This window comes from Streptosporangium nondiastaticum, assembly GCF_003011965.1.
GTDB lineage: Bacteria > Actinomycetota > Actinomycetes > Streptomycetales > Streptomycetaceae > Streptomyces > Streptomyces nondiastaticus.
In genome coordinates this window covers 1-21,531 of record NZ_PXWG01000114.1, presented here as the reverse complement: position 1 = coordinate 21,531, position 21,531 = coordinate 1, and the positions used below count along the sequence as shown (strand labels likewise).

Annotated in this window: 27 protein-coding genes and 1 tRNA gene; 13 read left to right on the top strand and 15 right to left on the bottom strand. The window is 73.1% G+C overall.

Annotated features, from left to right (window positions below):
* Positions 1-137: 137 nt before the first annotated feature.
* The 3 genes from B7P34_RS27615 to B7P34_RS27605 all read left to right on the top strand — a co-directional run bounded on the left by B7P34_RS27615 (position 138) and on the right by B7P34_RS27605 (position 3,400).
* On the top strand, positions 138-527 hold the full coding sequence (locus tag B7P34_RS27615; protein WP_106680875.1) for a hypothetical protein: 390 nt from the start codon (positions 138-140) through the stop codon (positions 525-527).
* Positions 528-610: 83 nt separating this feature from the next.
* Positions 611-2,113: an MFS transporter gene (locus tag B7P34_RS27610; RefSeq protein WP_106680873.1), complete on the top strand. Its 1,503-nt coding sequence runs from the start codon at positions 611-613 to the stop codon at positions 2,111-2,113.
* Positions 2,114-2,629: 516 nt separating this feature from the next.
* A complete protein-coding gene (locus tag B7P34_RS27605; RefSeq protein ID WP_106680872.1) occupies positions 2,630-3,400 on the top strand; it encodes a TetR/AcrR family transcriptional regulator in 771 nt (256 codons plus the stop codon).
* A 202-nt stretch (positions 3,401-3,602) separates the two neighbouring features.
* Here the strand turns inward: B7P34_RS27605 and B7P34_RS27600 are convergent, their stop codons facing one another.
* Positions 3,603-5,231 (bottom strand): MDR family MFS transporter, encoded by a 1,629-nt coding sequence (locus B7P34_RS27600; protein ID WP_106680870.1) that lies wholly within the window; start codon positions 5,229-5,231, stop codon positions 3,603-3,605.
* A 129-nt stretch (positions 5,232-5,360) separates the two neighbouring features.
* Positions 5,361-5,801 (bottom strand): MarR family winged helix-turn-helix transcriptional regulator, encoded by a 441-nt coding sequence (locus B7P34_RS27595; protein WP_106680868.1) that lies wholly within the window; start codon positions 5,799-5,801, stop codon positions 5,361-5,363.
* A gap of 213 nt (positions 5,802-6,014) precedes the next feature.
* On the opposite strand from B7P34_RS27595, the gene B7P34_RS27590 reads away from it, so the two are divergent.
* Positions 6,015-6,233, top strand: coding sequence for a hypothetical protein (locus B7P34_RS27590; RefSeq protein WP_106680866.1), 219 nt, complete (start codon positions 6,015-6,017; stop codon positions 6,231-6,233).
* Positions 6,234-6,271: 38 nt separating this feature from the next.
* On the opposite strand, the gene B7P34_RS38900 is transcribed toward B7P34_RS27590, so the two are convergent.
* The 5 genes from B7P34_RS38900 to B7P34_RS37690 all read right to left on the bottom strand — a co-directional run bounded on the left by B7P34_RS38900 (position 6,272) and on the right by B7P34_RS37690 (position 10,010).
* Positions 6,272-6,508: a hypothetical protein gene (locus B7P34_RS38900; protein ID WP_223268294.1), complete on the bottom strand. Its 237-nt coding sequence runs from the start codon at positions 6,506-6,508 to the stop codon at positions 6,272-6,274.
* A gap of 739 nt (positions 6,509-7,247) precedes the next feature.
* Positions 7,248-8,006: an RNA polymerase sigma factor SigF gene (locus tag B7P34_RS27580; protein WP_435693984.1), complete on the bottom strand. Its 759-nt coding sequence runs from the start codon at positions 8,004-8,006 to the stop codon at positions 7,248-7,250.
* A 263-nt stretch (positions 8,007-8,269) separates the two neighbouring features.
* Positions 8,270-9,355 (bottom strand): RNA polymerase sigma factor SigF, encoded by a 1,086-nt coding sequence (locus B7P34_RS39485; RefSeq protein WP_286157518.1) that lies wholly within the window; start codon positions 9,353-9,355, stop codon positions 8,270-8,272.
* Between the two features lie 150 nt (positions 9,356-9,505).
* On the bottom strand, positions 9,506-9,799 hold the full coding sequence (locus B7P34_RS27565; protein WP_106680862.1) for a Dabb family protein: 294 nt from the start codon (positions 9,797-9,799) through the stop codon (positions 9,506-9,508).
* A 46-nt stretch (positions 9,800-9,845) separates the two neighbouring features.
* Positions 9,846-10,010 carry a hypothetical protein gene (locus tag B7P34_RS37690; protein ID WP_169748845.1) on the bottom strand — a complete coding sequence of 55 codons (165 nt, stop codon included), beginning with the start codon at positions 10,008-10,010 and terminating at the stop codon, positions 9,846-9,848.
* 573 nt (positions 10,011-10,583) lie between these two features.
* On the opposite strand from B7P34_RS37690, the gene B7P34_RS27560 reads away from it, so the two are divergent.
* Positions 10,584-11,042 (top strand): STAS domain-containing protein, encoded by a 459-nt coding sequence (locus B7P34_RS27560; protein WP_146166942.1) that lies wholly within the window; start codon positions 10,584-10,586, stop codon positions 11,040-11,042.
* Positions 11,043-11,084: 42 nt separating this feature from the next.
* On the opposite strand, the gene B7P34_RS27555 is transcribed toward B7P34_RS27560, so the two are convergent.
* The 7 genes from B7P34_RS27555 to B7P34_RS27525 form a co-directional block, all read right to left on the bottom strand.
* On the bottom strand, positions 11,085-11,822 hold the full coding sequence (locus B7P34_RS27555) for an alpha/beta hydrolase family protein (protein WP_106680858.1): 738 nt from the start codon (positions 11,820-11,822) through the stop codon (positions 11,085-11,087).
* A complete protein-coding gene (locus B7P34_RS27550) occupies positions 11,819-12,283 on the bottom strand; it encodes a hypothetical protein (protein WP_146166941.1) in 465 nt (154 codons plus the stop codon). The genes B7P34_RS27555 and B7P34_RS27550 overlap by 4 nt, the downstream gene beginning before the upstream one ends.
* A 134-nt stretch (positions 12,284-12,417) precedes the next feature.
* Positions 12,418-12,903, bottom strand: coding sequence for a lasso peptide biosynthesis protein (locus B7P34_RS27545; protein ID WP_106680855.1), 486 nt, complete (start codon positions 12,901-12,903; stop codon positions 12,418-12,420).
* Positions 12,900-13,211: a PqqD family protein gene (locus tag B7P34_RS27540; protein WP_106680853.1), complete on the bottom strand. Its 312-nt coding sequence runs from the start codon at positions 13,209-13,211 to the stop codon at positions 12,900-12,902. The genes B7P34_RS27545 and B7P34_RS27540 overlap by 4 nt, the downstream gene beginning before the upstream one ends.
* Positions 13,202-14,953 carry an asparagine synthase-related protein gene (locus tag B7P34_RS27535; RefSeq protein ID WP_106680852.1) on the bottom strand — a complete coding sequence of 584 codons (1,752 nt, stop codon included), beginning with the start codon at positions 14,951-14,953 and terminating at the stop codon, positions 13,202-13,204. Before B7P34_RS27535 ends, B7P34_RS27540 begins: the two co-directional genes overlap by 10 nt.
* 90 nt (positions 14,954-15,043) lie before the next feature.
* A complete protein-coding gene (locus tag B7P34_RS27530) occupies positions 15,044-15,226 on the bottom strand; it encodes a hypothetical protein (protein ID WP_106680850.1) in 183 nt (60 codons plus the stop codon).
* Between the two features lie 256 nt (positions 15,227-15,482).
* Positions 15,483-16,295 carry an alpha/beta fold hydrolase gene (locus tag B7P34_RS27525; protein WP_106680848.1) on the bottom strand — a complete coding sequence of 271 codons (813 nt, stop codon included), beginning with the start codon at positions 16,293-16,295 and terminating at the stop codon, positions 15,483-15,485.
* 172 nt (positions 16,296-16,467) lie between these two features.
* Between B7P34_RS27525 and B7P34_RS27520 the strand changes: the two genes are divergently transcribed.
* From B7P34_RS27520 to B7P34_RS27510, 3 genes are all read left to right on the top strand, one after another.
* Positions 16,468-17,088: an HhH-GPD-type base excision DNA repair protein gene (locus B7P34_RS27520; protein WP_106680846.1), complete on the top strand. Its 621-nt coding sequence runs from the start codon at positions 16,468-16,470 to the stop codon at positions 17,086-17,088.
* A gap of 241 nt (positions 17,089-17,329) precedes the next feature.
* Positions 17,330-17,626 carry a type II toxin-antitoxin system VapB family antitoxin gene (locus tag B7P34_RS27515; protein WP_030368795.1) on the top strand — a complete coding sequence of 99 codons (297 nt, stop codon included), beginning with the start codon at positions 17,330-17,332 and terminating at the stop codon, positions 17,624-17,626.
* A gap of 128 nt (positions 17,627-17,754) precedes the next feature.
* Positions 17,755-18,480, top strand: coding sequence for a LytR C-terminal domain-containing protein (locus tag B7P34_RS27510; protein WP_106680845.1), 726 nt, complete (start codon positions 17,755-17,757; stop codon positions 18,478-18,480).
* Between the two features lie 86 nt (positions 18,481-18,566).
* On the opposite strand, the gene upp is transcribed toward B7P34_RS27510, so the two are convergent.
* Positions 18,567-19,202, bottom strand: coding sequence for a uracil phosphoribosyltransferase (upp, locus tag B7P34_RS27505; protein ID WP_106680843.1), 636 nt, complete (start codon positions 19,200-19,202; stop codon positions 18,567-18,569).
* Between the two features lie 189 nt (positions 19,203-19,391).
* On the opposite strand from upp, the gene B7P34_RS27500 reads away from it, so the two are divergent.
* The 5 genes from B7P34_RS27500 to B7P34_RS27480 form a co-directional block, all read left to right on the top strand.
* Entirely contained in the window at positions 19,392-19,628 is a 237-nt protein-coding gene (locus B7P34_RS27500; protein ID WP_106680842.1) for a hypothetical protein, read from the top strand.
* A gap of 152 nt (positions 19,629-19,780) precedes the next feature.
* The gene (locus B7P34_RS27495; protein ID WP_223268293.1) at positions 19,781-20,326 is read left to right on the top strand and encodes a tRNA adenosine deaminase-associated protein; all 546 of its coding nucleotides are present in this window, start codon (positions 19,781-19,783) and stop codon (positions 20,324-20,326) included.
* Between the two features lie 97 nt (positions 20,327-20,423).
* Complete coding sequence (tadA, locus tag B7P34_RS27490) at positions 20,424-20,852, top strand: tRNA adenosine(34) deaminase TadA (protein ID WP_030368790.1); 429 nt, start codon at positions 20,424-20,426, stop codon at positions 20,850-20,852.
* Between the two features lie 148 nt (positions 20,853-21,000).
* Positions 21,001-21,090, top strand: a tRNA-Ser gene (locus B7P34_RS27485).
* A gap of 159 nt (positions 21,091-21,249) precedes the next feature.
* On the top strand, positions 21,250-21,531 hold a 282-nt coding region (locus tag B7P34_RS27480; RefSeq protein WP_223268292.1), incomplete at its 3' end, for a hypothetical protein.

Sequence of the window (21,531 nt, the reverse complement as noted above, 5' to 3'; positions counted from 1 at the left end):
GCGCGCCCGGGGGGCGTGGGCCCGGCGGGTTCAACGGCTCTGGTGGGCCTGCCGGGTCTGCCTGGCCCGGTGGCCCCGGTGGACCCGGCGGGTTCGGGGGGAAGGCGCCGCGCGGTGAAGGCGCTCCCGGCGGCGGCATGGGCGGGCTCCTCGGCGGTCAGCGGGTGAGCGCCGCCGCCGCGGCCGCGGTGAAGAAGGACGCGTCGGCGTACCGGTGGGCGGCGGCCGCGGTCGGCTCGCAGAACGCGGCGGGCTACCAGCTCGCGACCCAGGTGCCGGTGATGGCGGTCGGCGGCTTCAACGGGAGCGATCCGTCGCCGACGCTGCGGCAGTTCGAGGCGTACGTGAAGGCCGGGAAGGTGCACTACTTCATCGCTGCCGGTGGCGCGGAAGCGCGCGGCGGCGGGCGCGGGGGCACGGAGTCGGCCTCGGCCGGGATCGCCGCGTGGGTGGCGGCGCACTTCACGAAGTCGACGGTCGGCGGGGCGGTCCTCTACGACCTGACGCGGCCGGTGGAGGGCGCGTAGGAAAATCTGCTTGTACGGCGTAGAGGAGCTCTTGTACGGTGTACGACGACACGGAGTCGTACACCGTACAAGGGGGATCTCGCATGACTGCGCCGACCAAGGAATCGCCAAGCGCCGCGGAGGAGCTGCCGCAGCGCAATCCCACGCGCTGGCTGGTGCTCGGCGTGATCTGCCTCGCCCAGCTCACCGTGCTGCTCGACAACACCGTGCTCACCGTCGCCATCCCCTCCCTCACCGAGGAGATGGGCGCCGCGACGTCCGACGTCCAGTGGATGATCAACGCGTACTCGCTGGTCCAGGCCGGACTGCTGCTCACCGCGGGCAGCGCCGCCGACCGCTACGGACGCAAGAAGCTGCTCGCCATAGGGCTCGCGCTCTTCGGCATCGGCTCGCTCGGCGGGGCCCTGTCCGAGACGACCGGGCAGCTGATCGCCGGGCGGGCCGGCATGGGCATCGGCGGCGCGCTGCTGATGACCACCACCCTCGCCGTCGTCGTCCAGGTCTTCGACGAGGCCGAGCGGACGAAGGCGATCGGGCTGTGGGGCGCCGTGAGCTCCCTCGGCTTCGCCGCCGGGCCGCTGATCGGCGGCGCGCTCCTCAACCACTTCTGGTGGGGCTCGATCTTCCTGATCAACCTGCCGGTGGCGCTGCTCGGCCTGCTGGCCGTCCTCAAGTGGGTGCCGGAGTCCAAGAACCCGGCCGGTGACCGGCCCGACCTGCTCGGCGCGCTGCTCTCCACGATCGGCATGACCGGGGTCACCTTCGCGATCATCTCCGGGCCGGAGCACGGCTGGACGTCCGGGCGCGTCCTGGCCTCCGCGGGCGTGGGCGTCGTGGTGCTGGCCGCGTTCGCGGTGTGGGAGCGGCGGGCGCCCTACCCGATGCTCGACATGTCGTTCTTCCGCAACCGGCGCTTCGTGGGCGCCGTCTCCGGCTCCATCCTCGTCGCCTTCGGCATGGGCGGATCGTTCTTCCTGCTCACGCAGCACCTCCAGCTCGTCCTCGGCTACGACCCGCTCGAGACCGGTCTGCGGATGTCGCCGCTGGCGCTCGTCATCGTCGTCCTCAACCTCACCGGGGTCGGGGCGCGGCTCCTGCCGAAGGTCGGCACGCCCGTCGCCATCGCCGGCGGCATGGGGCTGCTCGCGGCGGGGCTCGCGTCGATCGCGGTGCTGGGCGCCGACGGGTACGGCGGGATGCTGTTCGGGCTCGTGCTGATGGGCATCGGCATCGCCCTGTCCATGCCCGCCATGGCCACGGCGATCATGTCCGCGATCCCGCCGGAGAAGGCGGGCGTCGGCGCCGGCGTCAACGGCACGCTCCAGGAGTGCGGCAACGGGCTGGGCGTCGCGGTGCTGGGCGCCGTCCTCAACTCGCGCTTCGCCGCGCTGGTCCCTGCGGTGGCCGCGGGGGCGGGGTCCCTGCCGGCGGCGCTGGCGGACGCCCGCACGGACGGGGACCGCGCGGCGATCGCCGACGCGTTCGCCACGGGCGTGCACACCAGCCAGCTGGTCGGCGCGGCGGCGGTCCTCGCGGGCGGCCTCACCGCGGCGGTGCTCCTGCGGAGGGCGGAACGGGCGGAGTAGCCCGCGGGACGGGGGGCTCCGGGGCGCGGCCCCGGGCCCCGGGGGGGGCTGGGCCCGACGGGGGTGGGCCCGGCCCTTCGGCTCCGCCACGGTGGGGTTCGGCGGTGCCGGACCAGCCCGAGGTGGGTTGGGCACCGCCGGTTCGGTGGTGTGTGGTTGCTCGCCGTTGCGGCGGGGGAATTTGGGCGGTCCGCCCGTGAGGGTGGGCCTGGGGGCTCCGGGCCCTTGAATCCGCCGCGGCGGTGATCAGCCTCCGCGGCGGGGTTCGGCGGTGCCGGTACGGCCCGAGGTGGGTTCGGCACCGCCGGTCCGGTGGGTGTGTGCTTGCTCGCCGTTGCGGCGGGGGGAAATCGGGGGCTCCGGCCCCTGCCGGGCTTGACGGGGGGCCTGGCGACGCCGGCCTTGGAACCGTCGCGGCGGGGGAGCCCGGGGCTCCGGACCGGTCGGCGGCCCGGGGCCGTGGGCCCGAGGGCCTAGCATTCCGGCGTATGGTCGTGAACAGGGAGGCACAGGACAATGGCGGGCGGCGGTAAGCAGACGAGCGGTCCGCGGACCAGTGTGTGGCTGGCCGGGAAGCCGGCCTCCGCTCCGCGGCGCGGGGACGACCAGGGCAACCTCGACCGCGAGCGGATCGTCGCGGCGACGATCCGCCTCCTCGACGCCGAGGGCCTGGAGAAGTTCTCCATGCGGCGCCTCGCGACCGAGCTCGGCGTGACCGCCATGTCGGTCTACTGGTACGTCGACAACAAGGACGACCTCCTGGAGTACGCCCTCGACGAGATCTGCGGCGAGATGGGTCTCCCGGACCTGTCCGACGAGAGCGCCGACTGGCGCGACCAGCTCCGCGTCCTGGCGGAGGCGTACCGGATGACCCTGGCCGCCCACCCGTGGGCGCCCCGCCTCCTCGGCCGTTACCTCAACCTGGGCCCCCGCTCGATGGCGTACTCGAACGCCACCATCGCGGTGATGGCCCGCAGCGGCCTTCCCCGGGAGCGGATCACGGGCGCGCTCGCGGCCGTCTTCCAGTTCGTCTACGGCTTCTGCACGATCGAGGGCCTGTACAAGGAGCGCTGCCGGGCCGCGGGCGTCAGCGAGGACGAGTACTTCCGGGACGTCATGAACGTCGTCCGGGACAGCCCCGAGTGGACGGAGACCTACCGGGAGGCCGCCGAGGTCACCGAGAGCTGGGCCCGGGGGACCGTCGCGGAGATGCGGCACCGCGACTTCGAGTACGCCCTCGACGTCGTGATCGCCGGCATCGAGGTCATGCGGGACCGCGCGAGCTGATCCGCGCACCCCGCGCACCCCGCGCACCCCGCGCGCACCTCGCACAACGAAGCCCCGGCGGTGGCGCGCAGGCCGTCCCCTGCCTTCGCGCGCGCCACCACCGGGGCTCGTCCCCGGGACCGTTCATGCCGTTCGGGTCCCGGTGCCGTCCGGCCGGGGGCGCGTCTCCGCTCGATTCCGCGCCCCGGCCCGACGGGGTCTGTCAGCCGCCCTGCTTGACGGCTTCCTTCTCGCCGGCGGCCGCGGCGGCCGCTCCGGGCCGCCCCTGCAGCGCGACCTCCTTGATGAACAGCGTCAGGACGAAGGCGAGCAGCGCGCACGGCGCCGCGTAGAGGAACACGTCGCCCACGCCGTGCCCGTAGGCGCTCTCGACGACCGTGCGCAGCGGCGCGGGCATCGCGTCGAGCTTGGGGATGCCGCCGCCGGAGCCGCCGCTCTTGGCCGCGGCGGCCGCGGCCTGCGGGCCGAGCGCGGCGATGCCGTCCTTGACGTAGTCCGTGACCCGGTGCCCGAGCACCGCGCCGAGCGCCGAGACGCCCACCGCGCCGCCGAGGGAGCGGAAGAAGGTGACGACGGAGCTCGCGGCGCCGAGGTCCTTGGGCGCGACCTGGTTCTGCGTGCAGAGCACGAGGTTCTGCATCATCATGCCCATGCCGAGGCCGACGAGCGCCATGTAGACCGCGAGGTGCCAGTACGGGGTGTCGTACCGCATCGTGCCGAGCAGGCCGAGGCCCGCCGTGAGCAGCACGCCGCCGCTGACCAGCCAGGCCTTCCAGCGCCCGGTCTTGGTGATGATCTGGCCGGAGATCGTCGACGACAGGAACAGGCCGGCGATCATCGGGATGGTCATCACGCCGGACATCGTCGGCGACTTGCCGCGCGCCAGCTGGAAGTACTGCGAGAAGAAGACCGTGCCGCTGAACATCGCGACGCCGACGAAGAGGCTCGCCGCCGAGGACAGAGTGATCGTCTTGTTGCGGAACAGCCGCAGCGGAATGATCGGTTCGGAGGCCTTGGACTCGACGAGGACGAAGAGCGCGCCGAGCACGATCGAGCCGCCGACCATGGCGTACGTCTGCCAGGAGATCCAGTCGTAGTTCTTGCCCGCGAGCGTCACCCACACCAGCAGCAGCGTGACCGAGGCGCTGATGAAGAACGCGCCCAGCCAGTCGACCTTCACGTCCCGCTTCACCACGGGGAGCTTCAGCGTCTTCTGCAGCACGATCAGCGCGATCACGGCGAACGGCACGCCGACGTAGAAGCACCAGCGCCAGCCGAGCCAGTCGGTGTCGGTGATGACGCCGCCGAGCAGCGGGCCGCCGACCGTCGCGACGGCGAAGGTCGCGCCGAGGTAGCCGCTGTAACGGCCGCGCTCGCGCGGGGAGATCATCGCCGCCATGATGATCTGCGCCAGGGCGGAGAGACCGCCGACGCCTATGCCCTGGATGGCGCGGCAGGCGATGAGCGTGCCGGTGTTCTGCGAGAGGCCGGCCACGACCGAGCCCGCGACGTAGACGATCAGGGCTATCTGAACCAGCAGCTTCTTGCTGAACAGGTCGGAGAGCTTGCCCCACAGCGGGGTGGACGCGGTCATCGCCAGGAGCGAGGCCGTGACGACCCAGGTGTAGGAGGACTGGCTGCCGTGCAGGTCGGAGATGATCTCCGGCAGCGCGTTGGAGACGATCGTCGAGGACAGGATGGCGACGAACATGCCGAGCAGCAGCCCGGACAGCGCCTCCATGATCTGCCGGTGAGTCATGGGGGCGCCGCCGTCCTGGCCGCCGTGCTTGGCGTGGCCGCCCCCCACACCGGCCGGTGTGGTCGTAGCCATTGAGTTCCTTTGCAGTGCGTGTGCGGGTGTGGCTTATGGCGTGTGGTGCGCGTCTACGTGCGGGTGGTCCGTACGCACGGGTGATCCGCTACGTGCGGATGGTCCGCGCCCGCGGGTGCCCGCGCGCGGTCACGTACGGGTCCGGCAGCCGTCGAAGCTGTTGCGGAACCGGCCGAGCAGTTCGATCAGCCGGCCGACGTCCTCCGCCGACCAGTCCCGCAGGCAGGTCGCGAGCGCCTCGGTGTAGCGCTCGGAGACCTGCCGGAGCAGGGCTTCGCCGGCGGGGCTGACGCGCAGCAGCCGGGATCGCCGGTCCGCGGGGTCGGGGTGCCGTTCGAGCCAGCCCCGGGCCTCCGCGTACGCGACGTGCCGGCTGGTCACCGACATGTCGATCATCAGCAGTTCGGCCAGCTTGCCCATGCGCATCTCGCCGTACTGCCGCAGCATCGTCAGCACGATGGCCGAGGCCGGCGAGCAGTCCGCCGGGAGCACGCGGGCGAGGTCGCGCCGGACGGCGGCGATGCTGCTGAGCTGCCGGGCGAGCTCTTCGTACTGCTCCTGCTCGGCCATGCGCCGCCCTCCCCACCTTCAGTTGCTTAGGGCAACGATGTAAGCAGAATTTGGTTGCTGCAGGCAAGTGAAAAGGGGTTTCCGTGGGTAAAGGTAGGGCCAAGGATCCACAGGTCCCCGTAAAACCGCAGGTAGGGCGCGAAGCGGACGGAGTGCCTCGGCAGGGCGGGGCGCTGCGCACGGCCCCTCCCTCCTTCGCTAGGGTCCTGGCCTATGGCCAACCCCCATCAGCAGAACCCCGAGAGCTATGACCCCGCGGGCAGCACGCAGATGTTCCGCGCCTTCGTCGACGAGGGCCAGGGCGGCCCCGTGGGCAGCAGGCGCGCGGCACCGGCTCCCGCCCGGTCGTCCGGTCCCCGCGTCGGCGTGATCGCCGGCGTGATCGCGGCCGTCGTCGTCATCGCCGCCGTGGTCTGGCTCGCGCTCGGCTGACGCGGGCGCTGCCGCGCCGGCCGCGGGCCGGGCACCGGCTAGCCCCACTCCACCTTCACGTCGCGCGTCTCGACGTGCATGCCCCACGGCACGCGCCAGGCGTCGACGCACACGGTCCACGTCGCCTCGACCGCCGCGCCCGCCTCGATCGACACCGGGAGCGGCTGCGACGAGGTGAGCGTGGCCCAGTCGATGCCGAGCAGGTCGATCACGTGCGTGCCGAAGGTGACGGTGCCCGTGGTGACGGGGCTGCCACCGGAGTTGGTGAGCGGCACGGTGACCTTCTCGCACCAGCGCCGGGCCTCGTCGTCCGCCGACCGGCGCGGTGTGCCGGCGTCGAGACGGGCCGGTGCGGGTGGCCGGCCGCTGTCGCCCGGCGGCTGTGACGGCTGTCCGCCGGCCGGTGAGGTGGTGACGGGTCCCGAGGGTCCCGGGCGCGGGGGGAGTGACGGGGTCCGGGCGCCCGTACGGGGTGCCGTGCCGTGTCCTGGGGATGCCGCGCCGCTGCCGGTGTCTGCCGGACGCTGCGACCTCGTAGAAGGCGGCCGAGGTGACGGAGACGTCGGCGAGGACGGCGAGGACGGCGAAGAAGGTGCGGGCGGTGCTGCGGCCGGGGGCCGGGAGCGGCCCGGGCCGGGAGAGCCCGATGTGCGGCCGGATGGTGCCGCGGGCAAGGAGTGGAGCTCAACGCCCTTTTCGGGCGGAACGGCGCCGCCCACCGGGTGGGAGGACGAGCCGGGGCCCACCGCCTCGGAGGCGACGTAGGCGTCACGGTCGGTGCCCCCGCAACCTGCGAGAACGGCTCCCAGGGCGAGTGCGGCCGCCGCGGCTGAGGCGGATGCGGAGACGATCGTCTTCCGGCGCATCGGCCCAGTCTGGCTGACGGTCAGTCAGGAGTACAGAGTCGGGTCAGGAGTACAGAGTCGGGCGGTACGGGCGGTGCAGGCCGGCGATCCCCCGTGCGATGCGCCGTGTGGTGGATGTTCCCCCGTGAGATCCCCCGTGACGGTCGGTCTAGTCCGCGATGAGGCCCTCGCGGAGCTGCGACAGCGTCCTCGTCAGGAGCCGGGACACGTGCATCTGGGAGATGCCGACCTCCTCGCCGATCTGGGACTGCGTCATGTTGGCGAAGAAGCGCAGCATGATGATCTGCCGCTCCCGCGGTGGCAGTTTGGCCAGCAGGGGTTTGAGTGATTCGCGGTACTCCACGCCCTCCAGCGCGCTGTCCTCGTAGCCGAGCCGGTCCGCCAGGGAGCCCTCGCCGCCGTCGTCCTCGGGGGAGGGCGAGTCGAGCGAGCTGGCGGTGTAGGCGTTGCCCACGGCAAGGCCGTCGACGACGTCGTCCTCGGAGACGCCCAGGCACAGGGCCAGTTCGGGGACGGTCGGCGAGCGGTCGAGCTTCTGTGCGAGCTCGTCGCTGGCCTTGGTGAGGGCGAGGCGCAGCTCCTGCAGCCGGCGCGGCACGCGCACCGACCAACTCGTGTCCCGGAAGAACCGCTTGATCTCGCCCACGACCGTCGGCATGGCGAAGGTGGGGAACTCCACCCCCCGTTCGCAGTCGAACCGGTCGATCGCCTTGATCAGGCCGATCGTGCCGACCTGGACGATGTCCTCCATGGGCTCGTTGCGGCTGCGGAAGCGGGCGGCCGCGTAACGCACGAGGGGGAGGTTGAGCTCGATCAGGGTGTCGCGGACGTAGGCGCGCTCCGCGCTGTCCCGGTCGAGGGCGGCCAGGCGCAGGAAGAGTGAGCGGGAGAGGGTGCGGGTGTCGATGGATTCGCAGTCGTCGAGCACGGCGTGCGGTGCGTCGGTGGCGAGCACCTTCGCGCTGCCCAGGTCTACGGACATGCCACCCCCTTGAGGTCGCGGACGGGTCACAGCGGTGCCCCTCGCACGAGGGGTTGGCCCCCACCTGAATACCGGAGGCCGCGCTGTGGCAAACGCAGTTCCTGCAGAATGTCACATGTCGGCAACGCGCTGTAGCGTCAAGTCGACATATCTGCCGCCTCGTATGAGGAGGGGGTCACTCGTGAGGGTTAGGCTTCGATTCGATTTGCGGAACGCAGCCGGGCGAAGCTCCGCGAGAGCAGCCGGGATACGTGCATCTGGGAGACGCCCAGCTCCGCGCTGATCTGCGACTGCGTCAGATTGCTGTAATAGCGGAGCAGCAGAATGCGCTGCTCGCGCTCCGGCAGCTGCACGAGCAGGTGGCGCACGAGGTCCCGGTGTTCGACCCCGGCCAGGGCGGGGTCCTCGTAGCCGAGCCGGTCCAGCAGGCCGGGCAGCCCGTCGCCCTCCTGCGCGGCCTCCAGCGAGGTGGCGTGGTACGAGCGCCCGGCCTCGATGCAGGCCAGCACCTCGTCCTCGGGGATCCGCAGCCGCTCGGCGATCTCGGCGGTGGTGGGCGTGCGGCCGTGCAGTACGGTCAGGTCCTCGCTGGCGCCGTTGACCTGCACCCACAGCTCGTGGAGCCGGCGCGGCACGTGCACGGTGCGGACGTTGTCGCGGAAGTACCGCTTGATCTCGCCGACCACGGTCGGCATCGCGAAGGTCGGGAACTGCACCCCGCGGTCCGGGTCGAACCGGTCGATGGCGTTGATCAGGCCGATCGTGCCGACCTGGATCACGTCCTCCATGGGTTCGTTGCGGCTGCGGAAGCGGGCGGCGGCGTAGCGGACGAGGGGGAGGTTGGCCTCGATGAGGGCCGCCCGCACGCGGGCGTGCTCGGGCGTCCCGGGCTCCAGGGCGACGAACTCCTTGAAGAGCACCTGGGTGAGCGCCCTGGCGTCCGCTCCGCGGCTCCTGGGGTGATCGGGGTCGGCGGCCTCGTCCGCGTCGGAGGTGCCGGGGGTGCCGGGGGTGTCCGGGACGTCGGCGAGGGGCTCCCGGGCGCCGGTTCCTGTGCCGGTGCCGGTGCCGGTGCCGGTGCCGGTGCCGGTTCTGGTGTCGGTTCCTGTGCCGGGTCCGGGTCTGTCGGTTCCTGTGCCGGGTCCGGGTCCGGGGTCCGGGTCCGGGCCGGGTGCCGGGTCGGCGTGCGTCGCGTTCGCGGTCCCGGCGTCCGGGCCGAGGGCCTGAGCAGGGGTTTCCTGGAGGGGGGCTTCGGGGACGGTTCGGGCCGACACGGTTCTGCCACCCTTCATGGTCAACTCATCCGGCAAAAGCGGTCATAGCATCACAAGACATGTGCACTGTGTGCAAGAACCCCATAACATCGTGTTGACCATAAAAACGGCCCCCCGCCAAGGTGGCGAGGGGCCGTGCGCTGCGGGCGCTCAGAAGGGGTAGTCGGCGATCACCCAAGTGGCGAATTCGCGCCACTGCGCGACACCCGCCTGATGCGCCGGGTGGTCCAGATAGCGCTGGAGCGCCTCGGCGTCGTCGACGGCCGAGTTGATGGCGAAGTCGTAGGCGATCGGCCGGTCGGAGACGTTCCAGGCGCACTCCCAGAAGCGGAGCTCCGGGATCTGCTTCCCCAGCTCCTCGAACGCCTGTACTCCGGCGACGACGCGCGGGTCGTCGCGCGTGACGCCCTCGTTGAGCTTGAACAGGACGAGATGACGAATCACGGCAGTGCCTCCGCGCCGGGTCGGCCGGCCGACCGGTCCGGGCCGGTCAGCTGATCAGCTGGGTCATGAACTCGCCGACGCTCTTGGCGGCGTCCGAGATGCCCTCGAACCCTATCTGGACGAGCTCCGCCGACCGCTTGGGGGAGTGGATGATCGTGTACGCCACGAAAACGCCGAGTACCCAGAGCGTGATCTTCTTCGCCTTCTCCACGGCGCACTCCCTCCCCGGTGATCCCCGCGATCCCCTCTCCGCTGGCGGAGTCTAACCGTACGTTTGCCCGAATGCCGGGAACGTGCCCGCTCCCTCACGTGGCCTTTAAGGACCAAAGGCCCGCCAAGCCGGGCCCTTCGCCGTAAGGGGAGGCGTGCGGCGGGGCGGAGGATGGGGGGAGCCCGTACCGGATCTGGCAGGAATCCGCCGGGCAGGGACATGGCCTCACTGCGGGGTCCGGGCCGCGAGCTTCCCCCCGACTGCGGTCCGTACTTGGAGGCCGTGCCACCGCCGGGGGAAGCGGCTCACCCCCCGATGCCGCTTCCCCCGACCTGCACTTTCCCCCGGGACCTGCGCTCCCCCCGCCTGCACTTCTCCCCCTGCTCTCCTCCGGGCCCTCTCCTTCGAGCGCCCGCGCCCGCGTACGCCCCGTGCGGCGCGCCTGTACGCGAGATGACAGCTTTGCGTCGAAGGTGAGATCGGCCTACTGCGGGGGCACCAGAAAGGTATCCGGCAACCGGCGGATGCGCGGTGCCGGAAGTGAGTGGCCGAGGGAGGTCGGTGAGGGGCGACATGGGCGCGCAAGAGCCCGCCTTCGCCATGCGGGAGCGTGTGGCGTGCGGCGCGATCATCATTGAACTGCACGGTGAGCTGGACATCTTGGCGGAGCAGGAGCTCGGGCCGCGCATGGACGCGCTGACCGAGCGGGGCCGCGCCGACATCGTGATCGACCTCCGCCGGGTGTCCTTCCTGGACGCGAGCGGGCTCCGCCTGCTGCTGAGAGCCCGGCACCGCATGCTCTGCCGCGGCGGGCGGCTGCGGCTGGTGCGGGGGGTGCCGCGCGTGTCGCGGGTGATGCGGGTGTCCGGCGTGGACGCGGCCTTCGACATCGTGGACGCCTTCCCGCCCGTTCCTGCTGTCCCGCCCGTCCCGGGCGTGCCGTCGGTCCCGGGCGTGCCTTCGGTGCAACTCGTGCAGACGGAGTTCGCACCGGCGGAGGAGGCCGGGCCGCGGGACGGGAGCGTCGCCTGAGGAAGGCAGGGCCCCTGCAAGGTCGCAGGGGCACCCGCGAGGTCAGGGCGCCGCGATGCCCTTCGCCGCCGCGGCCAGCACCCGGGCCGTGGTCCGGCCGCCCTCCAGGGCGTGCCCGGCGCTGCTCGCGCGGAGCCGGCCGAGCTCCGGGTCGTACGCGCTCATGAGGACCCCGGCGTGGTCCGTCGCCGGCTCCTCCAGCCGTACGGGCAGGCCGCGCGTGCGGAGCGCGGCGGCGAACTCCCTGCTGTGGCGAACGTCCACCTGGTCGTCCTCGGTGCCGTGCACCAGCAGCACCGGTACGGGCGCCGCGTGCGCGAGGTCCGCCATGTGGTCCCGCGCGAGATCCTCCACCGGGACCGAACCCGTGGTCCGGGCGGGGACGTCGTACCGGCCCGCCACGCCCACCACGGCCACCGGCCGCGGACCGCCGGTGAGATCGGGCCGCAGCGCCGTCGCGACGGCCGCTCCCGCGCCCGCCGACCAGCCCGCCACCACGAGCCTGCCGGGGTCCCCGCCGAAGTCCGCCGCCCGCTCCCGCGCGAACGCCAGGGAGTCCAGCAGGTGCGCCGCCCCGCGGTCGGGCGCGTCGGAGCGCCAGTCCGGGACGAGGACCACGACGCCTTGCGCGGCGGCCGCTTCCGCGACGGGCCGCATGATGTCCCGCTCGTCCGGCCCCATGCCGTGCCAGAGGAGGACGGTGGGCGCGGTGCCGCCGCCGGGCGGTCCGTAGACGTCCACGGCCTTGCCGGCGGGGGTACGGGTGAGGACGGAGGTCATCGGCGCTGGGCTCCTTTCGCCTGCGAGACGTAACCGTTCACGAGCTCCGCCGCTTCCCCCGCGTCGTCGACCGTGACGACGAAGAACTTCCCGGACGTCAGCTCCAGCCAGAGGGCGTCGCCGGCGCGCAGCGAGACCGAGGTCTGCCCGGGCATCCAGCGGTACCCCCAGCCGCCGAGCTCCATCGGCCGGGACAGCCTCGCCGAGGCCTCCCGTATGCGGGAGTGCGGTATCCGGCGCCGGACGAGGGGGAGCACGACCGCGTGCACGGTCACGTCCCGGTCCGTCACGGTGACCCGGACCGCCCCGGTGATCACCAGGGCCGCCGAGGCCGGCAGCAGCCACAGGAACAACGGAAGCTGACCGTCCACCAGCAGCCCCGCCACGACGAACCCCACCGCGGAGACCGCCCCCAAGGCCACCAGCCAACCCGCCACGACCGTACGGCTCCAGACCGTCACGTCATCCACCCCCCGGAACCAGCCGGATCCAGCCGGATCAGTTTGTTCGTATCACGCTAGAACAATCGATCGGCGTGGACAAGGTCTGTGGATCAAGGTGTGTGGATCAGGGCGTGTGGATCAAGGCCCGTGGATCAAGGGACCCGCTGCAGGACCGTGTATCCCAGCCGTACGTCCGGGTTGTCGGTCAGGACCGCTCCGTGGAGCTCGGTCCACGAGTGGAAGGCGTTCGCCGGGGTGGACAGGGCGCGGCCCCGGGCCACCGTCATCCGGGCGGGCAGCCCGAGCGCGCACAGGTACGCGGTCAGGGCCAACGACCTCGGCAGGCACAGCCCGTTGGGCAGCATCGCGCGCAGCACCAGCTGGGCGGCGAGGATCTCCCGGCGGGCCAGCCGGACCGCGGTCGCGGGCGGCAGCCCGGCCAGCGCCGCCGAGCCCCGCGCGGGCCGGATCCGGCACAGGTACGGGTACGCGCCGCGCCAGCCGCGCCGCCGGAAGAGCCACAGCGCCCGGGCCGTGCGCAGCAGGGCGGCGGCCCGCAGGTGGTGCGGGACGGCGGGGGCGGGCGCGCCCCCTATGGGGTCGTCCAGGAAGAACTCCCAGTCCGTGTGCGTGCTCACCGGCTCTCCTTCCGGCGGCCCCGCCGGCGCGGGGCGGCGGCGTTCGCGTCCTTCTCCAGCAGTGCGTGCTCGCCCAGCCGGGCGGTGAGGCGGGTCAGCCCGGCGGTCAGCGTCTCCTCGTCCGCGTCGAAGTCCTCGCGCAGGCGGGCGACGGCCGCCGCCACGGAGTCGCACGCGAGCGCGGTGCGCAGCATGCGGGTGGCGGTGGCGTTGAGGGACAGGTAGACGCCGCGCCGGGTGTCGAGGATGACGCCCGCGCCGTCCGTGTCGTCGAAGACGACGTGCCGGGCCAGTCCGATCAGCGGCATGCGGGCCGTCCCCTCGGGCCGAACGGCGTCCGCCGTGCGTCGCTGCGCAGGAACAGCTCGGTCATCGCGGTGCCGATCAGGCTCTCCGCGTTGAGGCGGAGCCGCGCCGGTTCGGCCAGCACGTGGGCGAGCCGCTCGGGGTCGACGACGCCCAGGCGGACGAGGTGGGCGTCCGGGCGGCCGAGCAGACCGGCGAACACGTGCGGGTGGCGCAGGACGTAGTCCTTGTGCGGGGAGCCGAGCCACAGCCGGCCGTGGCGGCGCCACACGGCGTCGGGGAACCGCCCGGAGAGCATCAGGCGGAGCACCGGTTTGGTGATCAGCCGCCCCTGGTGAGGCAGGAGGCGGTACGCGTGCGGCAGGCGGGCGGCGAGGCTCCGCAGTCCCTTGCTGCCGAGGGGGTTGCAGAGCTGGATGCCGCGGGGCCGCCAGACGGTGAGGTTCGCGCAGTGTTCTTGCGGTGCGTGGGCGGTGTCGAAGACGTCCGCGGGTGCGCCGGGGAGGGGAGTGAGGAAGTCGGCGGGGCGCACGGCGCCGCCGGCGGGCACGAGGTCGTCGAGCAGGGAGGTGCGGGGCGAGGCGCTGCGCAGGATGCGGGGGAGCTCCCAGCGCGAGGTCAGCAGGCCCCGGCAGAGCGTCGCCTTCTCGCGCGCGGGCAGGTCGCCGGTGAGGACGTCGTGCAGGCCGTAGCGGGCGGGCCCGAAGATGCGGTCGCCCTCGCGGCCCCAGGCCAGGAACGTGATGCCGTCCTGGGCGACGCGCTCGGCCATCTGCTCCAGCCACCGGTAGGCCAGGTGGTTGTACGGGTGGGGGAACTGCCAGCGCTCGTCCAGGTATCCCGCGCCGTGGTCCGTGGGGACGGGGACGAACGGCACTCCCAGGTGGTCGCAGACGGCCCGGGCGTACGCGGACTCGTCGGCGAGCGGGTCGCGCGGGGCGTAGTGGTAGGCGACGGCGTCCGCGCCGCACTCGACGAGCGCCGCGAGCACGGCCGCGGAGTCCAGGCCGCCGCTGAGCAGGATGCCGGTCCGGCCGCGGCCCGCGTACGGGCGTGCGGCCTCCACGACGAGCTCCCAGGCGGCCTCCGCGAACTCCGTCATCGTCGTGCGCGGGGGCAGGTCCAGTGGGGTCACGGGGTCGTACGCGGCGGTGGTCGCGGAGCCGCGTTCGAGGGTGACGACCGTGCCGGGCGGCACGCGCGCGATGCCGGGGTAGACGAAGACCATGTCGCCGCGGCAGGCGCGCCACACCTCCTCGCGGCCGAACTCGCCGGGCCCGTCGAGGAGGTCGGCCGGATCGGTGGAGAAGCGCAGGAGGTCCCGGGAGCGGCGGTAGTGCAGGGCCTCCTCGCTGGTGGCGCTGCGGAAGAGGAAGACCCTGTGGTCGGCGACCAGCGCGCCGGACAGCGCTCCGGGCATGCGGGCCAGTTCGGCGTGCCGGCCCTCCTTGAGGACGTGGGTGAGGCGGTGCACCCACGCGGGCGTCACCGGGCCCCGGACGACGCCCGTCAGGAGCAGCCTCTCCCGCTCGGAGGGGTACGGGATCCGCGGGGTCCCCGGGGCCGCCCACTGGACGAGGTGGCGGCCGGGGTCCGACCAGGCGGGGCGCCGGCCGAAGGGCGCGCTGACGTACGAGATGCGGGGCGCGTGGCCGCCGAACGGGACGCGCCCGTAGCAGCCCAGGTAGTCGCCGACGGGAGGGCCGCCGGGGCGGCCGCCGTCGGGAACGGGCTCGGTCTGCATGGCTTCCCTTCCGGCATCGCTCGCGCGGGGACCGCACGTCCGTACGGTCCGGTGCCGCCCCGGCGCGGCCCGGGGCGGCGGGCGCGCGGATCAGAGGAGTGTGCGGGAGTTCGGCGCGTCGGGGAGGAGGATGCTGACGTGGCCGGTGAGGCGCTCGACGGTGCCGAGCTCGTCGATCTGCGGTTCCACGTAAGGGAGCTTGGCGGTGCGGGAGCGCTGGACGGTCGAGGAGTGGTCGGTCGCCGGCGTGACCGGGTCGTGCGTGCTCTCCATTGCGGTCCCCCTGTTCCGCTGGGCACGGCTTGGCACTGCAGGGCACTGTGTCCCGCCCACTCCACGGTCGTGCACTCCCGCCGCTCCCGCACAGAGGGGGATGACGCGCTGAGCGGCGCCCCGGAGCGGGCGGCGGGGCACGGGGCGCGCGGACGCTCACGTACCGGTGCGCACGCCCGGAGGGGCCTCACGCGGTGTCACGCGGGCGAGCGGCGCGAAGGCGGCAGCAGGCCGGCGGCCGGCCGGTGCCGGGGCGTCACCCCGCCGCGGCGAACTCCCGCACCATCGCCGCGTACAGGTCCGGGTGCGACACCTGCGGCACGTGCCCCGCGCCCGCCAGCCCCCTGAGCTCCGCGCGCCGCAGGGTCCGGGAGAGCTCGATCGTCACCGGCGGGAGCCACGGCGGGCTCTCCGTGCCGTACGTCAGCAGCGTCCGCCCGGGGAAGCCGGACAGCCGGGTGAGGTCGAGGCTCGCCCAGCCGGGGTCGCACTGCTCGTACGCGAAGGCGCGGCTGTTGGCGACGAGGGCCGCGCGCACCCGGTCGGGCAGGGCCGCCCAGGAGCCCGGGCCGAGGGCCACTTCCTCCGTGAAGCGGCGAACTCCCTCACTCTCCTCCCCGGCGAGGATGAGGGCCACCGCCGTGTCGATGCCCTCCTGCGCGGTGCGCATCAGGACGTGGGCCGGGTCGTCGCCGCGGATCACGCCCAGCAGCGGGGGCTCGTGGGCGATGAGGCTGCGGAACAGGCCGGGGCGGCGGACGGCCAGGCCCAGCGCCGTCGACGCGCCGAAGGAGTTGCCCGCGACGTGCGCCGGGGCGAAGCCCAGCGTCTCCATCAGAGCGGCCAGGTCGTCCTCGTGGTCCCTGCGGACGCCGTTGCCGAGGCTGCGCGTGCTGCCGCTGTGGCCGCGCCGGTCGTAGACGAGGACCCGGAAGGACGCGGCGAGGGCCGGTACGACCGCCTGCCACGTGTAGTGGTCGGTCAGCCCGCCGTGGACCAGCACCAGCGGCTCGCCCTCGCCCACGACCTCGTGGAAGAGCTCCACGCCGCGCACCCGGACTCGCGCCATGCCGGGCCTCCCTCGCTCGGACGTCCATGACAGCCGCGCGCCGCCGCGCCCGCAAGGGCACCGCCCCCGGGTTCACCCGTTCGCCCACGGGCGTGCGCGCGGCCCGCAGCGGGGTGACACCCCGGGTCCCCGGCTCCTTCCCGCACGCGCCGCCCGGCGCGATCATCGAGGCATGGACATCACCCTGCACCTCGCACAGCAGCCCGAGGCCGACGCCCTGCTCGGCCGCAGCCCGCTCGCCGCGCTGGTCGGGATGCTGCTGGACCAGCAGATCCCCATGGAGTGGGCGTTCTCCGGCCCGTACGCCATCGCGCAGCGCATGGGCCGCGACGACCTCGACGCGTACGAGATCGCCGCCTACGACCCCGACGCCTTCGCCGGGCTGCTGTCGGAGAAGCCGGCGGTGCACCGCTACCCCGGTTCCATGGCCAAGCGCGTCCAGCAGCTCTGCCAGTACCTCGTGGAGCACTACGGCGGCGAGGCGAGCGCCGTGTGGGCGGGCGCCGGGACCGGGGCGGAGCTGCTCGCGCGGCTCAAGGACCTGCCCGGCTTCGGCGAGCAGAAGGCCCGGATCTTCCTCGCGCTGCTCGGCAAGCAGCTCGGGGTCGCGCCGGAGGGCTGGCGCGAGGCGGCCGGCGCGTACGGGGAGGAGGGCTCCTACCGCTCGGTGGCGGACATCACCGGCCCCGAGTCCCTGGCGAAGGTGCGGGCGCACAAGCAGGAGATGAAGCGCGCCGCCAAACAGGCGGCGGCCGAGAAGGCCACCATCCGGCCGGCGAAGAAGAAGCACTGACCCGGGCCGGCCCCTCCCGGCGGCGGCCCCGCCGCCACGGCCGGTGTCCCATCGCCACGGCCGGCGTTCCCATCGCCGCGATCGGCGTCCCCAGCCTGTGGACGACGGATTCCCTGCACGATGCACGCACCGTTTCGGTGCCGCGGACCGCCCCCGCTGCTCCTGGTATGCGGCCGATTGTCGCCTTCGCGCTGCCGTGCCGTGGCTGCGCCGGGAGCCTGTCGCCCGGTAGGCTTTCCGTGTGATCTTCAAGCGCATCGGAAACGGGCGGCCGTACCCCGACCACGGCCGGGAGAGCACCCGGCAGTGGGCGGACGTCGCCCCGCGCCCGGTGCGGCTCGACCAGCTGGTGACCACCAAGCAGCAGCTCGACCTGGAAACCCTGCTGGCCGAGGACTCGACCTTCTACGGCGACCTCTTCGCCCACGTCGTGAAGTGGCACGGCGACCTCTACCTGGAGGACGGCCTCCACCGCGCCGTGCGCGCCGCGCTCCAGCAGCGCCAGGTGCTGCACGCACGCGTGCTCGAACTGGGCTGACCGGAGACCCTTTCCGGCCGTAGTTCCCGGCCGTTGTTCCCGGCCGTTGTTCGGCCTTTCGGGTAGGGCCGTGCGAACCCATTGATCATTTAGTAGGCAGCGGCCCCGCCCCGCACTACGCTGCGCCCATGAGCATGCTCACCCCTCCCGGCATGGGCGGCAGATACCGCATTACGGGCAAGCGATTCCCGCACATGCGCCGCCCCAGAAACCGCCGCAGGATCGTGCTCGCCGCAGTCACCTCGTCCGCCGCGCTCGCCCTGGCCGGATGGGGGACCTTCCAGCTCGTCGACGTCTTCACCGGGGGCCCGAGCGAGACACAGGCCCACGGTGCGGGAGCGAGGGGCGGAAAAGGGGCGAAGGACGGCGACTGCAAGGCGGCCGCGGACGAGGAGGCGGAGTCGAAACCGCTGCCCCGCCCCTCCGACATCACCGTCAACGTCTACAACGCGACTCCGCGCGGCGGACTCGCCAAGATCACCGCGGATGAGCTCCAGAGCCGCGGCTTCAGGATCGGCAAGGTGGGGAACGCCCCCGCGCTCTACGACAAGAAGGTCGAGCAGGTCGGCCTGCTGATCGGTGCGCCGACGGCCGCGGAGGGCGCGCTGCGGGTCATCGGCACCCAGATGGCCGGGGCCGAGATCAAGAACGACCAGCGCGACACCGACGAGGACGTCGACCTGGTCATCGGCAACGAGTTCAAGGAGCTCACGGCGCGGAAGGACGCCGACCGGGCCCTGACCGACATGGGCGTCGAACCCGGCACGGGACCCGCGCCCTCGGCGTCGCCCTCTTCGGCACCGCCCTCGCCGTCGAAGGCGGCGTCACGCGCGCCGAAGCCCTCGAAGTGCTGAGGGGATGACGGCCGCGGGATGACGGCCGCGGCGGCCCGGCGGGATGCCGGACCGCCGCAGCCGTCGCGTTCGTGGTGCGCCGGCGGTCAGCCCGCCGTGCCGTACATGCGGTCGCCCGCGTCGCCCAGGCCCGGGACGATGTACCCGTTCTCGTTGAGGCGCTCGTCGATCGAGGCGGTGACGACGGTCACCGGCGCGCCGGCCAGCTCGCGCTCCATGACCTCGACGCCCTCCGGCGCGGCCAGCAGGCAGATCGCGGTGACGTCGTCCGCACCGCGGGAGATCAGCTCCTGGATCGCCGCGACCAGCGTGCCGCCGGTCGCCAGCATCGGGTCCAGGACGTAGACCTGGCGGCCCGAGAGGTCGTCGGGCATGCGCGTGGCGTACGTCTCCGCCTTGAGGGTCTCCTCATTGCGGATCATGCCCAGGAAGCCCACCTCGGCGGTCGGCAGCAGCCGGACCATGCCGTCGAGCATGCCGAGGCCGGCGCGCAGGATCGGCACCACCAGCGGCCGCGGGTGGGAGAGCTTGACGCCGGTGGTCGCCGTGACCGGGGACTCGATGTCCACCTGCTCCGTGCGCACGTCGCGCGTGGCCTCGTAGGCGAGCAGGGTGACCAGCTCGTCGGAGAGGCGCCGGAAGGTGGGGGAGTCGGTGCGCTTGTCGCGCAGGGTGGTGAGCTTGTGTGCCACCAGGGGGTGGTCGACGACGTGGATCCGCATGACATCGACATTAACCGAGCTTTCGGCCCCCGGCGGCCGCCGTGCGGCGTTCGACGGTCCGCCGCGGGTCTGCGACGGTCTGTCGCCGCACTGGCATCAAACCACCACTTAGGGGGAAAGTGGGCACGTACGCCCGGTCTGTCGCTCCGGGCGTGGCCGGCGAAGCACTCGGCACGAGGTGGTCCTGCCATGGCTGAAGACGCCCCCGAGAAGCCCGACACGACGCGTGGCGCACCGGCGCCCGAACCCGGATCCGACCCGGAATCAGGCCCCGCGGCCGAGGAGGAGGCCGACCGCCGCCGCAGACGCGCCCAGTTCCTGCGCGAGCTCAACGAGGCGAAGGAGCTGCGCGACCGCGTGCAGCCGCGCAGGGCCCGCGCCGCCCGGATGCGCCAGCAGATGCGGATGAGGACCTTCCGCTGGTGACGCGTCCGCCCGGACGGCGGCCCCGCGGCGCCACGTGAGGCACATCTCTTCGGACTGCTGCACGACGCAGCGCGGAAGACCTCTCGCAACGGCGAGGTTTCTGCCACGATTCCGAGTGGGCGGGGTGGTCCCCGTCCGGCCCGGCACCGCCTATGACCAGTGGGAGAGTCACGGTGTACTTCGCCGCACTGCTCGCGCGCACCGAAGACGGATGGCAAGCGAGCGACACAGAACTCGACGACGTGGAAACCCTGACCGACCTCGCCGACCTGGCCCGCGAGGCCGCGGTGGACGACGACACGGTCCTGGCGCTCATCGAGCAGGAGGACGCCTGGTTCGGTGTCGTCCGCGTCGACGGTGAGGACGACCCGCGCGTCTTCGTCTCCGACGCCGTCGTCGCCGGCCGCAGCTCGTACGGCGCCATGCTCGTGGACGAGCTGATCGGACGCGACGACACCGACGCCGACGAGCTCGACGACCTCGACCTGGACGGCACCGAGGACGGCGAGCCCGAGCCCGCCGAGGACGAGGGGGCGGGGGCCCCGGAGGAGCCGAGGCCGGCCGGCCCGCTCGGCGACGCCAAGATCCTCTCCGACCTCGGGGTGGACGAGAAGCAGCTGCTCGCCCTCAAGGGGGACGCCCTCGGTGAGATCGCCGACGCCCTCGGCTGCACGGACGTCCTGGAGGCCGTCCGCTGACGGCCGCCCGCTCCGGTTCGCTCACACTGGTGCCATGAACGAAGCCGTCCGCGAGCCGACCGACCACGACCCCGTGCGCGCCCCGTGGCTCGCCCCCATGCGGGCCGCCCTGGACGAGGCCGTACGGGCCCCCGCCACCGGCGACGTGCCGGTGGGCGCCGTCGTGCTGGGCCCGGACGGCTCCGTCATCGGCCGCGGCCGCAACGAACGCGAGGCCACCGGCGACCCGACCGGCCACGCCGAGGTCCTCGCCCTGCGCGAGGCGGCGCGGGCCGTCGGCGAGTGGCGCCTCGCGGGCTGCACGCTGGTCGTCACGCTGGAGCCGTGCACGATGTGCGCGGGTGCGATCGTCCTCTCCCGGGTCGACCGCGTCGTCTACGGCGCCGTCGACGAGAAGGCCGGGGCGGCCGGCTCCCTCTGGGATGTCCTCCGCGACCGCCGGCTCAACCACCGGCCCGAGGTGATCCAGGGCGTCCTCGCCGGGGAGTGCGCCGCGCTCCTCACCGACTTCTTCCGCTCCCGCTGACGCTTCCGCCGAGCCCCCGCCGAGCGCCTCCGGGGCGCCCGAGCGGCGCCTGCCCGGCGCTTACGCGGCGCCGTGATGAGGAGCGTCACACCGGTTCGCCCCGGCACCGATTTCAGAGCACGGCCCACCGTCCGCTAAGCTCTCTCTCGGTAGCGTGTCCGAGCGGCCTAAGGAGCACGCCTCGAAAGCGTGTGTGGGGGCAACTCCACCGTGGGTTCAAATCCCACCGCTACCGCCAGCGAACACCCCTTCGCCCGTGGAAACGCGGACGGAGGGGTGTTCTGCGTGTCCGGCGCGTGCCCCCGCGGCCCCGGGCTGCCGTTCCGCCCGGCCAATTCATGCGACGCACCGTCAGCTTCCTTGACTCGTACGGCATTTCCGCCGAGGATGCCGCGGCGTGCGTCGAGCGGCGGGGCGCTCGCATGGACAGGGCAAGGGGAGTGACGAGGTGTGCGGCGCGGGCATCATCAGCCTGCTGGCGGACCAGGGCGTGTCGCGCTGGCTGGACGGCGCCGAATGGCAGGAGCCCAACCCGCGGCGGCTGGCCCGGCTCGTGGACGACGGGCTGATCACCGGGCTGGCCCTCGGGCCCGAGCCCCTCACCCGGTCCCTGGCCCGGCGCGCCCGCGGCGCGTGGCCGCCCCGCCCCGGGCCGCCCCTGTCCGAGGCCGGGCCCGCG

What these genes read in the sequence shown, in the direction of transcription:
- B7P34_RS27615 (WP_106680875.1), top strand. Translation starts at nt 138, where the DNA reads ATGGGCGGGCTCCTCGGCGGTCAGCGGGTGAGCGCCGCCGCCGCGGCC.
- B7P34_RS27610 (WP_106680873.1), top strand. Translation starts at nt 611, where the DNA reads ATGACTGCGCCGACCAAGGAATCGCCAAGCGCCGCGGAGGAGCTGCCG.
- B7P34_RS27605 (WP_106680872.1), top strand. Translation starts at nt 2,630, where the DNA reads ATGGCGGGCGGCGGTAAGCAGACGAGCGGTCCGCGGACCAGTGTGTGG.
- B7P34_RS27600 (WP_106680870.1), bottom strand. Translation starts at nt 5,231, where the DNA reads ATGGCTACGACCACACCGGCCGGTGTGGGGGGCGGCCACGCCAAGCAC.
- B7P34_RS27595 (WP_106680868.1), bottom strand. Translation starts at nt 5,801, where the DNA reads ATGGCCGAGCAGGAGCAGTACGAAGAGCTCGCCCGGCAGCTCAGCAGC.
- B7P34_RS27590 (WP_106680866.1), top strand. Translation starts at nt 6,015, where the DNA reads ATGGCCAACCCCCATCAGCAGAACCCCGAGAGCTATGACCCCGCGGGC.
- B7P34_RS27560 (WP_146166942.1), top strand. Translation starts at nt 10,584, where the DNA reads ATGGGCGCGCAAGAGCCCGCCTTCGCCATGCGGGAGCGTGTGGCGTGC.
- B7P34_RS27555 (WP_106680858.1), bottom strand. Translation starts at nt 11,822, where the DNA reads ATGACCTCCGTCCTCACCCGTACCCCCGCCGGCAAGGCCGTGGACGTC.
- B7P34_RS27540 (WP_106680853.1), bottom strand. Translation starts at nt 13,211, where the DNA reads ATGCCGCTGATCGGACTGGCCCGGCACGTCGTCTTCGACGACACGGAC.
- B7P34_RS27535 (WP_106680852.1), bottom strand. Translation starts at nt 14,953, where the DNA reads ATGCAGACCGAGCCCGTTCCCGACGGCGGCCGCCCCGGCGGCCCTCCC.
- B7P34_RS27530 (WP_106680850.1), bottom strand. Translation starts at nt 15,226, where the DNA reads ATGGAGAGCACGCACGACCCGGTCACGCCGGCGACCGACCACTCCTCG.
- B7P34_RS27525 (WP_106680848.1), bottom strand. Translation starts at nt 16,295, where the DNA reads ATGGCGCGAGTCCGGGTGCGCGGCGTGGAGCTCTTCCACGAGGTCGTG.
- B7P34_RS27520 (WP_106680846.1), top strand. Translation starts at nt 16,468, where the DNA reads ATGGACATCACCCTGCACCTCGCACAGCAGCCCGAGGCCGACGCCCTG.
- B7P34_RS27510 (WP_106680845.1), top strand. Translation starts at nt 17,755, where the DNA reads ATGAGCATGCTCACCCCTCCCGGCATGGGCGGCAGATACCGCATTACG.
- upp (WP_106680843.1), bottom strand. Translation starts at nt 19,202, where the DNA reads ATGCGGATCCACGTCGTCGACCACCCCCTGGTGGCACACAAGCTCACC.
- B7P34_RS27500 (WP_106680842.1), top strand. Translation starts at nt 19,392, where the DNA reads ATGGCTGAAGACGCCCCCGAGAAGCCCGACACGACGCGTGGCGCACCG.
- B7P34_RS27495 (WP_223268293.1), top strand. Translation starts at nt 19,781, where the DNA reads ATGACCAGTGGGAGAGTCACGGTGTACTTCGCCGCACTGCTCGCGCGC.
- tadA (WP_030368790.1), top strand. Translation starts at nt 20,424, where the DNA reads ATGCGGGCCGCCCTGGACGAGGCCGTACGGGCCCCCGCCACCGGCGAC.